Origin of the sequence: Lentibacillus saliphilus, from assembly GCF_019093865.1 — a bacterium.
Taxonomy (GTDB): Bacteria; Bacillota; Bacilli; order Bacillales; family Amphibacillaceae; genus Lentibacillus_B; species Lentibacillus_B saliphilus.
This window is the reverse complement of the sequence record NZ_JABJXD010000002.1, coordinates 311,429-327,301: the sequence shown is the minus strand read 5'-3', so window position 1 is coordinate 327,301 and position 15,873 is coordinate 311,429. Positions and strand designations below refer to the sequence as shown.

At 41.9% G+C, this 15,873-nt stretch carries 12 protein-coding genes; 2 read left to right on the top strand and 10 right to left on the bottom strand.

Going from position 1 to position 15,873, the window contains the following annotated elements:
• Positions 1-10 precede the first annotated feature (10 nt).
• The 3 genes from lacZ to HPC67_RS05770 form a co-directional block, all read right to left on the bottom strand.
• The gene (gene lacZ / locus HPC67_RS05780; RefSeq protein WP_217586509.1) at positions 11-3,094 is read right to left on the bottom strand and encodes a beta-galactosidase, LacZ type; all 3,084 of its coding nucleotides are present in this window, start codon (positions 3,092-3,094) and stop codon (positions 11-13) included.
• 686 nt (positions 3,095-3,780) lie between these two features.
• A complete protein-coding gene (locus HPC67_RS05775; RefSeq protein ID WP_217586508.1) occupies positions 3,781-4,152 on the bottom strand; it encodes a hypothetical protein in 372 nt (123 codons plus the stop codon).
• Positions 4,153-4,194: 42 nt separating this feature from the next.
• The gene (locus HPC67_RS05770; protein WP_217586507.1) at positions 4,195-4,560 is read right to left on the bottom strand and encodes a S1 family peptidase; all 366 of its coding nucleotides are present in this window, start codon (positions 4,558-4,560) and stop codon (positions 4,195-4,197) included.
• A gap of 673 nt (positions 4,561-5,233) precedes the next feature.
• On the opposite strand from HPC67_RS05770, the gene HPC67_RS05765 reads away from it, so the two are divergent.
• On the top strand, positions 5,234-6,409 hold the full coding sequence (locus tag HPC67_RS05765; protein WP_217586506.1) for a galactokinase: 1,176 nt from the start codon (positions 5,234-5,236) through the stop codon (positions 6,407-6,409).
• 85 nt (positions 6,410-6,494) lie between these two features.
• Positions 6,495-7,553: an aldose epimerase family protein gene (locus tag HPC67_RS05760; protein ID WP_217586505.1), complete on the top strand. Its 1,059-nt coding sequence runs from the start codon at positions 6,495-6,497 to the stop codon at positions 7,551-7,553.
• Positions 7,554-7,634: 81 nt separating this feature from the next.
• Here HPC67_RS05760 and HPC67_RS05755 read toward each other — a convergent pair whose 3' ends face one another.
• From HPC67_RS05755 to HPC67_RS15935, 7 genes are all read right to left on the bottom strand, one after another.
• Complete coding sequence (locus tag HPC67_RS05755) at positions 7,635-8,855, bottom strand: ROK family protein (RefSeq protein ID WP_217586504.1); 1,221 nt, start codon at positions 8,853-8,855, stop codon at positions 7,635-7,637.
• Positions 8,856-9,104: 249 nt separating this feature from the next.
• Complete coding sequence (locus HPC67_RS05750) at positions 9,105-10,148, bottom strand: Gfo/Idh/MocA family protein (RefSeq protein WP_217586503.1); 1,044 nt, start codon at positions 10,146-10,148, stop codon at positions 9,105-9,107.
• 42 nt (positions 10,149-10,190) lie between these two features.
• Positions 10,191-11,444: an alpha-L-fucosidase gene (locus tag HPC67_RS05745; RefSeq protein ID WP_217586502.1), complete on the bottom strand. Its 1,254-nt coding sequence runs from the start codon at positions 11,442-11,444 to the stop codon at positions 10,191-10,193.
• Positions 11,445-11,721: 277 nt separating this feature from the next.
• Positions 11,722-12,786 carry a Gfo/Idh/MocA family protein gene (locus tag HPC67_RS05740; protein WP_217586501.1) on the bottom strand — a complete coding sequence of 355 codons (1,065 nt, stop codon included), beginning with the start codon at positions 12,784-12,786 and terminating at the stop codon, positions 11,722-11,724.
• 35 nt (positions 12,787-12,821) lie between these two features.
• Complete coding sequence (locus HPC67_RS05735) at positions 12,822-13,688, bottom strand: sugar phosphate isomerase/epimerase family protein (protein ID WP_217586500.1); 867 nt, start codon at positions 13,686-13,688, stop codon at positions 12,822-12,824.
• Positions 13,689-13,717: 29 nt separating this feature from the next.
• Entirely contained in the window at positions 13,718-14,701 is a 984-nt protein-coding gene (locus HPC67_RS05730) for a Gfo/Idh/MocA family protein (RefSeq protein WP_217586499.1), read from the bottom strand.
• The gene (locus tag HPC67_RS15935) at positions 14,698-15,657 is read right to left on the bottom strand and encodes a Gfo/Idh/MocA family protein (RefSeq protein WP_217586498.1); all 960 of its coding nucleotides are present in this window, start codon (positions 15,655-15,657) and stop codon (positions 14,698-14,700) included. Before HPC67_RS15935 ends, HPC67_RS05730 begins: the two co-directional genes overlap by 4 nt.
• Between the last annotated feature and the right edge of the window lie 216 nt (positions 15,658-15,873).

Below are 15,873 nucleotides of genomic sequence, written 5' to 3'. Positions count from 1 at the left end.
ATATTTCACATTATTGCACTGGATTAAAGCGCACTTTAAAATGAAATGGTTCTGTTAATAACTCATATTCAGGTCGGACATCAGGCCCACAGCTCGCACTACCAATTCCGTGCTGCTTATAGTCAAGATGAATGGTGATATCGTCTCGTTCCTTCAGTTCATACGTATGCTGCGCCTGATCAAGATCTTCTACACTGTATCGGTGTGCACTGAAGTTCAAAGCTGGTTGACCTTGTACTGTATAGCCCATGCCAGATATATTTTGGAATGATACCCATTTAACATCTGTGCGATTGCCATTTTCTTGAGGATAAATGTAATGCGTCATGAGCTGATCAACCGTTTTCGTATAAACACCGAATCGTGCGGCTTCCTTCGTGTCAGCATAAGCTTCACCAGGACCTCTTCCGTACCATTTTACCTGATCTAGCGCTTTCGGTACGGTCATTTCTAGACCGATTCGTGGAAGCGTACGTGGCACAGATCCTTCTGGTTGACCAGTCACCTCAATCATAACCTCCCCGTTGCCATCGATCACGTACACGAGCGTGACATCGATGCCCCAAGCAAGGATAGGCGGTGCAATACGTTGTCGCACCGTTACAGTGACGCTTGAGTGTGTTGCATCTACGTCCCACTGCACATCTTTTGTTCTTTGCTGGAGCCAATGGACACCCACCTTCTTCCATACATGCTCTGAACGATGATCATTGTTCGTCATCGCCCGCCAAAATTGCAGCTTTGGTCCCGTCGTTAAGAGCGCGCGTCCTTCATGGTGCCAAGACTGCATTTGGCCAGTAATTGTGTTGAATGTGACCGCAAAGTTGTACCCATCTACGTGGAGGACATGATTCACCTCTGATACCGCTATCGGTGCCTTAACCGAGGCTGCGTGATCTACGACAGGGACTTCATTTGTTTCGGGCAATTTAAATTGTGCCCAGGCGATTTCATGACCTGTTTTTGCCCACTTTGTATCCTTTGCCAAAGTAAAGCGAATGTTAACCACACATTCTCTGTCTGATGTCACATCCTCTGGTATTTGAAATGGAATCGTGACGCGCTGACGAGATCCCGGTGCAATTTCTGAAACAGACAATGTCCCATTTTGGATAATATCGCCTTCTACTTCTACATTCCACGATGCGTGCACATGCGCAAGGCTGATAAAGTCATAACGATTAATGATGTCAAATTGTCCTTTAGCGACATCTACGTGTGCCACTTTAATCGGTTCAATCACTTTTTTATGCTCAAAGTATCCTGGCGAAGGCGTGCGATCTGGCATAACGAGACCATCAATGACGAAATTATAATCGTTTGGCTCGTCCCCAAAATCCCCACCGTAAGCAAAGTATTCACTGCCTTCGTCTGTATGTGCACGTAAGCCATGATCAGCCCATTCCCATACAAATCCCCCTTGAAGGCGGTCATATGTATAAAATGTCTCCCAATAATCTTTGAATGAGCCTGGCCCATTACCCATTGCATGCGCATATTCACATATGATGTGCGGCCGCTTATAATCTGTTCGCTTGCCAAGTGTTTCTAGGCGTTCAATTGGCGTATACATAGACGAGAATATGTCAGAGGCAACGGGTTCTTCCGTTGAATCAGCTTCCCAATAAGGAATCGTACGACACTCACCTTCATAATGAACAAGCCTTGTATCATCACGGTTATGTGCCCACTCGTACATCGCATCATGATTACAGCCATAGCCTGATTCGTTTCCTAAAGACCACATAATAATGGATGGATGGTTTTTACTGCGTTCTACCATTCTTTCCATACGATCAACATAAGCTGCTTCCCATTTCGGGTTATCACTTAATTCATGAATATTGCCTGTCACTTCAAAGCCATGCGTCTCTAAATCAGCTTCATCAATGACGTAAAGACCATATTCATCACATAAATCATAGAACTGTGAATCGTTCGGATAATGAGCGCACCGGACGGCGTTAACGTTACTTTGCTTCATGAGTATGATGTCTTGTTCCATATGTTCCCGCCTGACAGCTCGCCCTAAATCAGGGTGATTGTCATGTCGGTTAACACCTTTAAATTTGACGGCTACCCCATTTATAAGTAAAAGGCCATCTTTAATGGCTACGCTTCTAAAGCCAACCTTCTGTGGAATCACCTCAACAATGTCGCCATTGCCATCCTTTAATGTTAATAGTAAGTGGTATAAATACGGATCCTCTGCCGACCATTTATGCGGATTGGCGACATCCCTTTGAATGACAACTTTCGATCCATCTTGGGCAATCTCAAGCCCCTCTTGTACCCCAGTCATCACTTCTTTATATTGAGCATCAAGCAGACAATATTCTAAGCTTACTGGTCCATGAGCTTTTTGACTTGCTGAAGCAAGATCAACCTCTACAGTCATTGAAGCATCTCGGTAAGCATCATCTAAATAGGAGCGAATAAAGACATCCTCAACATAAGCAGATGGTCGCGCCAATACATACACATCGCGAAAAATACCGCTCATCCACCACATATCTTGGTCTTCAATATAGCTGGAAACGGACCATTTATACACCCGGACATCTAACGTATTCTGTCCTTGTTTCAGGTGCTTTGTAATATTAAATTCAGAAGGTAAACGACTTCCTTCACTGTAACCGACTTCCTGGCCATTTACCCACACATGAAAACAATTATCGACACCTTCAAAACGCAAAAACACCTCATGCCCGTCCCAATTCTGTGGAATGTAGAATTCCCGGTAATATGACCCGGTCGGATTCACGGTCGGAACATGGGGCGGATTAACTGGAAATGGGAAATTCACATTTGTGTAATGTGGTACATCATAGCCTTGTAATTGCCAATGATGTGGCACTTCAATCTCATGCCAATCTGTAAAGTCGTGCGCCTCTTCTGAAGAAACGATTGGAGCTTGATGCGGGTTCTCTGAATAATTGAACTTCCACACCCCATTCAGCGATTGAAACCGCTCAGATACATTCTGATCATAAGATAGCGCTTTCTTTTTACTTGTAAACGGAAAAAAATAGGAACGGCTGTTAACACGATTGCGCTGGAGCATTTCTAAATTCTCCAAATCCTGAAATGACATATTTACAGTCCCCTTCTATTATTAATAATAAGCACATAAATGGTGTTGTAACTTTATGGTAAATTAACTTAATTAAGATTATACATGAAACAACACCCTAATTCAATGTTTTAAAAGCCGAAACGTATGGCAATTCTCTTCCCAACCAAATAAAAACAGTTCGGGCAAAAAGACCTGCGGTGATATGTCAAAATAAACACGTATGAAGTGATTAGGGTTCAATTTATCAAAAAACAGCAGCACTAAACTAACCAGTCATACGATAAAATCTGTTAAAGGTTCGAAGTAATAACATCTTCCATACATGTCCTGGATTCTTTATGGAGCTTTCTCCTTCTATATAGCACTTGAAAATCTGCTCTATAATCTTTTATTTTCTGATAACATCTATGTTTGACATTATTTCACCCTCCTAGCATTTAGATAACATAAAAAAACAAACTTTAGTGGAAGTTTCTCCGCTAAAGTTTAGGCCGTTCCACGGTTATTTACTTTGTTTCTAAACATATTATATCACGTAAGCAGTTAAGATATTTTGTGCATGTCATTATGATATCTCAAAGTGTCTTTGGCATAACATAATACCAAATAACAACATACTTCTGTAACCGTCAAATAGTTTCGAACACTTTGGCATGCGGACAAAATCTTTTCCAAATTGGATATGAGGTGTCTTCAATCAAGCACTATTCTGCCAATGCATGATTTGTTTTGTCAATAATTGTGCCATCTTTAGCGTTAATTTGGTATAAAATATTAGGAGAAGGGCTATCCTCATTCGGTTCTTGTGAGCTGATAACAACCACCCATGAATCATACGTTACCTTAGAATTGCGATAACCCATCTCTGTTCGTTCTACACTATAGACTTCAAAGTTACTATTGTTAGACTTGAAATTAGGAACATCATTTAAAGCAATTTCTTTCGCTTTCTCTTCATCTATTGATTCATTAGCTCTCGTTTTCTCATTATGGTTATCGCTATTATCTGAACAGCCGACGACCCAAATGATCCCTAAAACCAGAATGGCGGCAGCAAAAAGGTTCCTTTTTAACAAAAGCATTCCTCCTAATAGTTAAGAACCTTTGAAGATTCTCGTTTAATTTATTTTAGGTGCTCCAGGAGTTTTTGAATTCACATAATGGATATGACTAAATATTCCATTTGATGCAGTGTGTATACCTCGGAGTTCGTTCCCCCAATATACGGTTCCTCCACTATCTCCTCCATCAGACTTATAGGAGGCTTCTCTCAAATAACGATAGTAATGACGCGTTCCGTCTGAATCTCTAACATGACCATTCCAGTTTCTTTTTTCAATTTCCCCACTAGTTACATAAGTTGTTGCACCAGTTTTCGCAACAGATTGACCAACATAATCAGAATTTACATATTGATAACTCGTCATTTTACGGTCATTTACAGAATATCGGTAAATACCATTTGTCGCTCTGTTACGACTCAATTTAACCACCCCAACGTCAGCATATCCACCTATTCCAAAATTATCACAATTATGTTATAGCATCAATATAAATTCACACTAATTTTAATTTTTTGTTTTATCACTCTGCATAAAGTTGATTGCAATTGGAAAGTGAGCCATACGACCACTTAGAATTGGACCAGTTATAGTTACCTGAAACCGAAAGCGGCGACTCTAGCGGGAACAGCACACGTCCGAAGACCCCGCAGAGGTTTGATGAAGGAAGGCCTAACCTATGCCGCTCTTCCCGCTGGAGTCTACGTATATTTCCCGAGCTCATGTGGGCATTGTTCATTAATCGACTAAACTTTAAGTTATATCCTAGCCGCCACTCTATAGATTATAAGGATTTTACTTGATTATTCCCCTAATCCCCTTTATAATTTTATTTAGTTAAGTTAATTAATTAAACTACATACGCTCTTAGAAGCGACCATTATGATCTCGAATTAACATTCGGTATGTATCGCTGTAAAGACGTATACAGATTTCTGTATGCGCATTTCCCCTAATAACTTGTCGTGAAATAGAAATATTGTAGATTTAAATCTTCTCATAAGGTGTCGCGACGACTCACTATCTATCATCTTCCAATTATAAAGCGGTTACAAAATATGAATTATTTTAAATTCAGACCTACTAGGAGGTTACTATGAAACATCATGATCTAATTCGTCAGTTTCAACATATATTTCAGTCTAACGAACAGCCTCAACTGTTTTTTGCACCTGGGAGAATCAATTTAATTGGTGAACATACAGATTATAACGGTGGTCACGTTTTTCCTGCTGCCATTTCTTTTGGAACATATGCAGCTGTTAAAAGGCGCCCTGATAATGTATTACGTTTTTATTCGTTAAATTTTCCCGACGATGGCATGATCGAGTGCGACCTCTCACACCTCGTCTACGATGATCATGATGGGTGGGCGAATTATCCAAAAGGGATGATACAGTATATGGTCGAGGCTGGACACGCCATTACCTCAGGAATGGATATCCTTTTTTATGGGGACATACCTAATGGAGCTGGACTTTCTTCTTCTGCCTCAATCGAACTCGTTACAGGGGTTGCGCTAGAAAGCCTATTTGATTTAACCGTTGATCGGATTGACCTAGCCCATATTGGACAAAAAGTCGAAAGCGTCTTTATAGGGGTGAATAGTGGCATTATGGATCAATTTGCCATCAGCATGGGAAAGCAAGACCATGCGATACTGCTTGATACAGAATCCATGGTGTATCAATACGCACCGATTACACTTGACGGCTACACGATTATCATTATAAACACGAATAAGCAACGCACACTAGCTGGATCAAAATATAACGAACGACGGAATGAATGTGAAGAAGCACTCGCAGATTTACAAACAGAGCTTGACATCATCAGCCTCGGTCAATTAACACCGGCAGAGTTTGACACGTACAGTCATCTCATTAGAAGCAGTACGAATCGAAAGCGCGCAAAGCACGCTATAACTGAAAACGCCCGCACGTTAGACGCCTTAAATCGTTTAAATGAAGGCGATCTCGAAGGTTTTGGCACATTAATGAACGCGTCACACCAATCACTTGCATTGGATTATGAAGTGACGGGACTTGAACTGGATACTGTCGTACATGCAGCGTGGGAGCAGCCAGGTGTGATCGGAGCACGGATGACGGGGGCTGGTTTTGGCGGCTGTGCGATTGCCATCGTGGCTAACGACCATGTCACATCATTTAAACAGAGCGTTAATGATCACTATAAGAAAACAGTTGGTTATGAAGCGACATTTTATACCGCTTCAATTGGAGACGGGGCAAAAGAACTCACAGCTAACTAATATTATCTGTAAGAATCAACCCAAGATGGTCTCGGATATAACCGCTTCAAGTTGATCATAAAAAACGAGATTGTGAGATGACATTATGAATATATCAACGGATATTATTGAAAATAACTGGAAACTATTTAACCTGACAAACGATAACGGAATGGTCGTCGGCATCCTTAATTATGGTGGTATTATACGCCACATTAAAGTACCCGATCGAAACGGTCATATAGAAAACGTTGTGCTTGGATTTGAAAATATTGCCGATTATCGTGATAATCCGAATTATTTCGGTGCGATTGTTGGTCGGGTGGCTGGTCGGATTAAAGGGGCTTCCTTCAACCTCCAAAACACCGTACACCATTTGGAAGAAAATGAGGATACCAATCACTTGCACGGTGGGTCAAGTGGATTTCATCAAGTCATTTGGGAGACAACGCCTTTTCAAACTGATTCAACGGTTGGGGTGGCATTACATCATACAAGCCCAGACGGGACATCTGGCTATCCTGGCGAGGTAGACGTAACCGTCACCTACACGTTACACAATGACAATTCACTCAGCGTTTCTTATGAGGCTACGACAGATCAACCAACCGTGCTCACTTTAACAAACCACTCATATTTCAATTTATCAGGTGACTTAAAGGAAACGGTTCACGATCATATTGTAAAGATGTCAAGCGATCATTTTGCTGAATTGGATACGAGTCTATTACCAACAGGGCGCCTTCTACCAGTCAAAGCAACGCCTTTTGATTTTAACTGTGAACGGCCACTCAAATATGGCCTTGTCCAAGACAGCAATTTAAACACAACTGATTACCACCAAAACGACATAGTAGGTGGTGGGTATGACCATTATTTTTTATTTCGAAAACAAGAGAAAAAACAAATTAGCGTTCGGGAGGAATCGAGTGGACGCTTACTAACAATTTCAACGAACCAGCCTGGCGCTGTGATGTACACCGCAAATGCACTTGAAGAAGTGCTTGTCCTGAATGGGGGACCAGGACGTAAGCATTTAGGTGTTTGTTTTGAAACTCAGGCACATCCCGCTGCACTTCATTATGATGGCTTCCCGTCTATTATGATCAGTCCTGATGAACCTTATAAAACGGAAACCGTATTCTCATTTAGCTGCTATGATTAAATGGTTATGTGCTTTTGAATATTCTGAGCGAACATGACCATTTATCTCGCTATGAGGGATATGCCGTCATGGCTTTCCTGCCTATTCAAATATTTCAACAAGCAATAGTGCCAGCGCGCCTTTTAGTGTGGCATCATGACCTAATTTAATAAGGTCTACTTTCGTTTGCTTCGCATCAGCGGTCAGTCCTCGCTGGACGATCGTGTCTTTAATAACAGGAAGTATAAACGCACTCATTTTACAAACTTCTCCACCAAGGACGATTTTTTCAGGGTTGATTACGTGGATCAAGTTCGTTAAAGCAATGCCAATGACCTCGCCCGTTTCCTGTAATACGTTGGCGAGGATCTCATTTCCTGCTGTCGCCATATGATATATGTCTTCTATTGTAAGGTTCTGATAGCCGATCTGGTCATGAACAAGATGCTCTGCTTCACCTTTTGCCATGCCTGCTTTCTCATCAGCTTCAATTAAAGCAGCCTTGGCACGTTTAATGATGGCATCACATGTGGCGAACGTTTGAAAACACCCTCTATTTCCACACGTACAGACCTCACCGTGCAGATCGATCGTCATATGCCCAACCTCTCCAGCTAAATCTGCTGCGCCGTGATATAGCTTGCCATCAATAACAAGCCCTGCGCCAACACCGCTGCCCATATTAACAGTGAGCATACTTCCAATATGACCATTTGTGCTAAACCATGATTCGCCAAGTGCCATTGCACGTACATCATTTTCGACCTTTACAATTGTATCGAATTCCTTCTCTAATACATCTTTAATCGGGATGTCTGTTAATCCTAGGTTCGGTGCCACAAGTGACAATCCATTTTCAACATCAACAACACCATGCATAGCAACACCGATGCCCATCACTTTATCAGGTGTTGAGAGTGTATCGAGTACAGACCGAATCGTATCAATTAATTCATCTAAAAATTGTTCACTTGAAATGCGTTTTGAGATCTCTTTCGGTTCAGCTCTAACAATGACTTTACCCGACAAACTACCAGCAATGCATTTAATCGAATCTGGACTAACGTCTACTCCGATCACATAAAACGCATCATGATTAATTAAAAGCATCGTCGGCTTTCGGCCACCCTGTGACTCACCAAGATCACTTTCCACAACCAATTCCTCTTCTAGTAGCTCCTTGACAATACTACTAACAGTTGGTGGCGTAAGCTCGGTTTTTTTAGCAATTTGCGCTCGAGATATTGGTTCGCTCGTACGAATTGTATTTAAAATGAGTGATTTGTTAACTGATTTCATGAGCTGGAACGTACCACGTTTCATAATATTCCTCCGTTACAATGAACTCTTGTATCTATTATACCATGTTTATACTTGATTCTTTCTAGCTTAAACAACCTTTTTAGCCTTCATAGATTCGACTCGTCATGCTGTTGTGTGTGTTTCAACGGTATCCATACGCATACATATCATATGAATCATCCTTCACATATGCTGTGCCATATATACACATTCAGCTACCATTCCGATAAGCAACTTTTTACGGTTACCAGCTGTAAGCGACACCTGAAATCAAAGCTTGATTGGTACACCTTTTTCAGCAGATTCATATAAACCGTTAATGATTTTCTGCAGTTTGATGCCTTCAGACTTCATGGGGTCAAGCGCATTGCCAGAAGAACAGCTGTCGACAAAGTGGCTAAATTGCTGTTCGAATTTATTAACATCTGGTAGAAATGACGGCGTGATATCAACGAGTGTCTCATATTTCTCCTGATAGATTTTCAACGGAAATACGTCTGCCCCTCCGTTATCCCTCATTAACGCAATCGACATGTCATCGTGATCCTCAATATTCGCTGCAAAAGCCGTCTCCAGCATCATGGATGCCCCATTTTTAAACGTGATCATCCCACGAGCCATATCCTCTACTGAGAAATTATCCCAATCCCAGTCACCGAGCATGCCAACTCCTTTTTTCGTACCGAGCTTTTGATACGTTACACCGAATATCGTATCAGGTTCGGGGTATCCCATTAAATAAAGCGCTGTATCAAGCATATGAACACCTATGTCAATTAGCGGGCCTCCCCCCTGCAATGCCTTATTCGTAAAAACACCCCAGCCAGGAATGCCGCGCCGGCGAATGGCGTGGACACGCGCAGCATAAATCGTTCCAAGCTCACCACCATCAATAAATCGTTTCAATGCTTGCACTTCTGACGTATAGCGATAGCATAAGCCATAGGTTAACTGTTTTCCTGCTTTCGTTGCCGCTTCAGCCATTTGCTCCGCTTCAGCAACCGTCATTGCAGGAGGTTTTTCACAGATGGCATGGCAGCCTGCTTTTAAAGCGGCGATCGTTGCTTCAGCATGAAATTTATTCGGTGTACAAACGCTCACGGCATCTAACGGGACGTCTCGGAGCATGTCTTGATAATTGGTATACACATGCGGAATGTGATACTGATCGGCTAAACGTGTCGCATGCTCTTGGACAATGTCTGCTATCGCTACAATTTGCACCTTATTTCCTAGCTTTAAATAATTTGGTATGTGGACGTCTCTTGCAATTGCGCCCGCACCAATAACCCCTATTCGAACGACTTCATTCACCTAAACTTCCCCCTGTTGCTTTTATATGTATGTATCTCTCTGTCACTCATTTATATTATATACCGATATCGCTTTTATCAATGGATTCCCTTGACGTTTTAAAATGGTCAGTTTAACACCCCGTACGTTTATTAATGGAATTGATATGATACGTTTTGACCCGATATACGTCCCCGTATGCACTGTGACGTATTTTCCCGTCTTTGCCGTCATCACTTCAATCTTAAACATACGCACTCTTTCGCCTTCCGTCAAATCTTCCTGAATGGTGATGTGATTAATGAGTATAGGTACGTCTGTTTCGAACACCCACGCCCCATTTTCCTCGACAAAGTCACACATAGTCGCAAGCGGATGACAATAACGTTTTCGTATGGCTGCCCCCATCTCCAAAATACGCTTTACATCCAATTCAGGAAGCAATCCGTTCCTGTCAGGACCAATGTTTAATAAAAGGTTTGTGCCACGACCAATTGAATGGTCATATATCCCCATCAATTCTTTTAAGCTTTTCAGCGTATGTTCATTATGGTCACTATAAAACCAACGATCTCTTATTTGCACGTCACATTCAGCAGGTAACCATAGCTTTTCTTCTAATAGTTGTTGGTCGTCAGTATAAATGGAAAAGTCCAATGCATCAACAACATTGGAGCATTCAATGGGCGCAATCCCATCCTCATTTCCGATCCAGCGAATATCAGGATCAGCACTATTAAAAATAAGGATATTCGGCTGTAGCGACCGAATACGTGAAACAATTCGATGCCAATCATATTCATGTCCTTCAGAGCCGGCGCCATCAAACCAAAGAATATCAATCTCACCATATTGGGTTAACAGCTCTGTCATTTGATTAATAAAATAATCGTCATAGGCTTTGGCATCCTTGGTGTAGAAATCAGCCGCTCCATCGTAGGGTGAGTAATATAAACCTGGCTTCATATCGAATTTTCTGCATGCATCTACAAATTCACGAACAACATCGCCTTTTCCTTGTTTCCATGGCGATTGTTTTACAGAGAATGTTGTATACGCAGACGGCCAATTTGAGAAACCATCATGATGCTTGGCTGTGAGAACAGCATATTTCATGCCGGCTTTTTTTGCTGTTTCGATCCATTGTTCACAATTCAATTGTATCGGACAAAAGGTGTCAGGTGACATTGGTCGCTCATCAAAGTCCGTATATCCTTCATAAAATGTACGTAACCCGAAATGAATAAACAGGCCAAATCCCCAATTTTGAAATTCAAGCTGTTTCAATGTTGGTTTAATAATATGCTTTGATCTCATACGTTTTTCACCCCTTAAACTCTAAAATTGAAGTGGCTGGGACATAAATTAAAAATTCAATAAAACGAGCAATACACAACATGAGCTCCGGAAATATAAAGGGACTCAAGGGGTCTGTGAGTCTACGCAGTGCTTGACCAACTGAGTTCGGTCGTGTTCTGTGACCAACGTTACCATTAAAACGTCATGTTTGTCGGTCGAAAAGTATATTTCCAGAGCCGTCGTAGTGTTCGGTATTTATGAAATTACAAGCTTATATTCCAGTCTAATAGCCCGATTAATTCAAGTAAACTTCTTTGCCTGTTTCGGCAGATTCATAGATCCCTGCTAGTATTTTCATAATTTCTAGTCCATCTTCAGCAGGGGCGATTGTTTCTGCTTCACCTTTTATGCATGAAATGTAGTGATCAATTTCATTTTGAAAGCCGTCCATCATATCAAAGGATACAGCGTCAATTTCAGGTGTGACATTGAGTATCGTGTTATGTTTTTCTGCTGTCAAATGAAGACTTGGATCAATTTCTGCGCCACCTTTTTCACCAAAAATCTTAAGCTCGCCTGAATCTCCTTTGGCATGGAGCGTGAAGCTCGCATCCACCAAAATAGATGCGCCATTTTCAAAACGAATGAGTGCATTGACCATATCCTCGACACCATTTTGATCTGGATCATAGTCGGCCGCCTTATAAAATGACTTATGCTCGATATGAGAGCGATTGCCGAGACGGTTATACGTATTACCGCTTACAGATTTAACTTTCGGTTTACCCATAAGATACCAGGACAAGTCAATGACGTGCACACCGATATCGATTAGTGGGCCTCCGCCTGATCGTTCTTTATCCGCAAACCAACCACCCGGGTTCCCTAAAGCCCGAATATAAGATGCTTTTGCGTAATAAATGTCTCCTAAGTCACCGGCATCAATAAATTTTTTTAATACCTTCGCGTTAGTCCCATGACGTCGCACGAAGCCGACTTGGAAAATTTGATTATGATGCGCGTTAGCAGCCGCTTCAATATGTCGTGCTTCTTCAACCGTTTTACATAAAGGCTTTTCAACCAGAACGTGCTTACCAGCATTCAAGGCAGCGATTGCAATTTCCGCATGGGAATTATTCCAAGTACATATGCTGACCGCATCGATTTCAGACAGCGCCAGCAATTCATTGTAATCGGTAAAATGCTTCGTTGCACCGTATTTGCCTGCTTTATCCTTGGCACGTTGTTCATTTAAATCACATACTGCAACGATATCCACTTCGTTATTGTGCTTATAAGCTTCAAAATGAAATTCCGAAATAGAGCCTGCTCCAATAATACCAACTTTAATTGTCCCCATTAAAAGTCCCTCCATTTTCGTATTATGTTATTGTCTTACACGCTTTCCCAAATTTTGCGGACGTTTTCCATGCTCAGCTGAGCTGCTTTTTGGCACGGCTCCAGGCCTTCAAATTCGATTGATATATAGCCATCATATCCGGATGCTTTAATCACTTTGATCACTTCTCGCAAATCAATATCGCCGTGACCGGTAATCGCACCCCTTATATAGTTACCTGCAGTCGTTACGAGCCAACCAGCACCAGGGTTGTACCATGATGATGGGCGATAATAGAAATCTTTAATATGGATCATTGACGCTTCATGAATATTTTGTTTCACAGCCGCTATCGGATCTTCATCCACACATAAAAAATTACCTGTGTCTAAAGTTGTTTTGAAATTAGGACGGTCCACCTCATGAATGATGCGCTGAATCCGTTCGCTTGCTTGGATATAGAAACCATGATTTTCAATGCTTGTCACGATATCGTATTGCTTGGCATAATCAGCTATGCGCTGACATGCTTCAACCAGTCTTGGGAGGTCTTTTTCAAATTGTCGATAAGACGCTTGGTCGGACGGTTTAAATGATACGTCATGCCGCATTCGCTTTGCTCCGAGTTGATTGGCTATATCTACTTCTTTTTTCACACGTTCAATTTCTTGTTCAAAGGCTTCTTCTGTATCGGGTAAAAAGTCCGCACCAATGGCATAATTCGATATTACGATGTTCTTCGCCTGTGCTTTTTGTACAATCGCCTTAACGAGATCAGGATTGTCTGTCAACGTATAGCCCATTGGAACAAGCTCAACATGCTCACCTCCATGATCGGCTGTCCAATCAATCACATCCAAAATTGACATGTCTCCAGAATTCAGTGCACCAACTAAGCTATAGCTACTCATCCCTAGCTTCATTATGTGTCCCTCCTAAAATTAGTAATCGTTTATGTGTGTTCAATCTGAACGGGTTTCTTGATGTCATTGGATGCGTAAGCACCTTTGACAACTTCAAGTGTGCGCAATCCATCCACACCAGAGATCGATGGCTTCCGACCTGTCTTCACACAGTCAATAAAATCGCTAATCAGTTGCTCATTCATGTCATCTGCCCAAGGCTGCTCAGACAGCTTCCCTTCCTTGTCATTGTAATAAAGCGCATGCTGCTTGAAGGCATCTACATATAATGTTCCCTCAGTTCCAATGAGTTTCATCGTCACATTTCCCCACGTTGGGTAGACGTTAGGTCTGGACCAGCTTGGATCTATCGATACAACCATCCCAGATTCCATCTCGAGAAGTACAGAACCACAATCCTCAACAGCAATATCGTAAAAGCGCGTATCAAATTCAGCGTAAACACTTTTCGCTTCATCCTGAAACATCCAACGAAGCGCATCCATAATATGAACGATATGGTCTGTCGCAGAACCGCCGCCTGATAATTCCTTTTCGACAAACCACCCGCCTGGCATTTGTCCGTGATTCGTTGCATTTACGGCAATGATCTCACCCATTTCACCTGATTGGATGATGTCCTTCGTCTCACGTATTGCTGGAATAAAGCGAACTGGGTAAGCAACCTGTAAGGTGACACTATGATCTTCACAAGCTTGAATCATCTCTAATGCATCTGCAACCTCTGTCGCAATCGGCTTTTCACATAAAATGTGCTTCTTCTGTTGAGCAGCCTTCAGAACATGTTCTTTATGACGCGCATTTTCCGAGCATACGATAACAGCGTCGATGTCTTGTGTGAGTAACGTATCCAAGTCCTGATAAAAATGAGCATTAAATTGGGCTGCTGCTTCTTGACCACGTGTTGCATCATCATCCCATATTGCTGTCAGCTCTGCATTAGGATGATTGGCTACAACGTCCGCATAAGCATATGCATGTAAATGCGCAAAACTAATTACTCCGATTTTCATACTGAACCACCTCTTTCGATGTAAACAGGCTTCCCTGTTTCCACAGATTGTCGTGCTGCCATTGCGACTCGCATCACTTTCAACAGAGCGTCAGGCGTTACCAACGGCGCTTCGACACCCGTTAGGCCATTAACAATGTGCGCTAACTGGCGCTCTAATATGGACACCGTCAATGTCGCATCACTTGATCGCTTCGACAATACTGGTTTATCTGTATGAATGGTAATCGGCTGACTAGCACATGAATCAAATTCAAGCATGCCAGCATCTCCGGTAAACTCAAATGAATATGTCCGCTGGGTTTCAGCCCAAGACAACTCCACATGCGCAATTGAATTGTCCGCCATGCGAACTGTCATGACGGCATACTCAACCGACTGGCCAGATGCACGCGTTGTTTTAACCTGCTTTGCAATGACATGATCGACATCTCCAAACGTCGCCAACAGCCAGTCCAATTGGTGCCAACCGAGCTCTAGGAAAATATCTGCTGCATGACCTGGATGCTGATCACCATAGGCTAACCGCATCACACCTGGCTGACCGATGGCACCGTCTAACACCTGTTGTGTTGCATTTTGATAAACGGGTGAAAACCTTAGTGTCCCCACAGGGAAAAGGTGAACGTCATTTGCCTGACATACCTTTATAACAGAGATCATTTCCTCAATACTCTGTGCGATCGGTATATCACATGCTACATTGACGCTAAATTGTGCTGCTTGTCTAATGAGTGCTGCTCGTTCATCTAATGGAACACAAATATCGATGAGATCTATTTCACCACTTTTTAAATCTTCAAAGTTCTTAACCTTAACGTCTTTCATCTGTTTTGGTACGTCATCTTGATCATCACTTTTAACAATCGCAACAATGTTAACATGATTGATCTTCGTCCATGCTTCAAAACGTTGTTCAAGCTGCTTTCCTGAACCTAATAGTCCTATGCTTATCACCTGACACACCTCACTAATCTTTTTTTGATCTACATGCTTTTAAAGTCTTTGTATACTCTACGAAATCAGCCGAAACACATTGAATTATCTTTCTTTTGTAAATATAAGCGTTTACAACATACACCTCACATGGTAGACTTAGTTAGATAATTAATTTAATAAACTATAACATTTATGACCTTAAAATGAAAGCGTTTTGCATTGCTGTGTAGACAT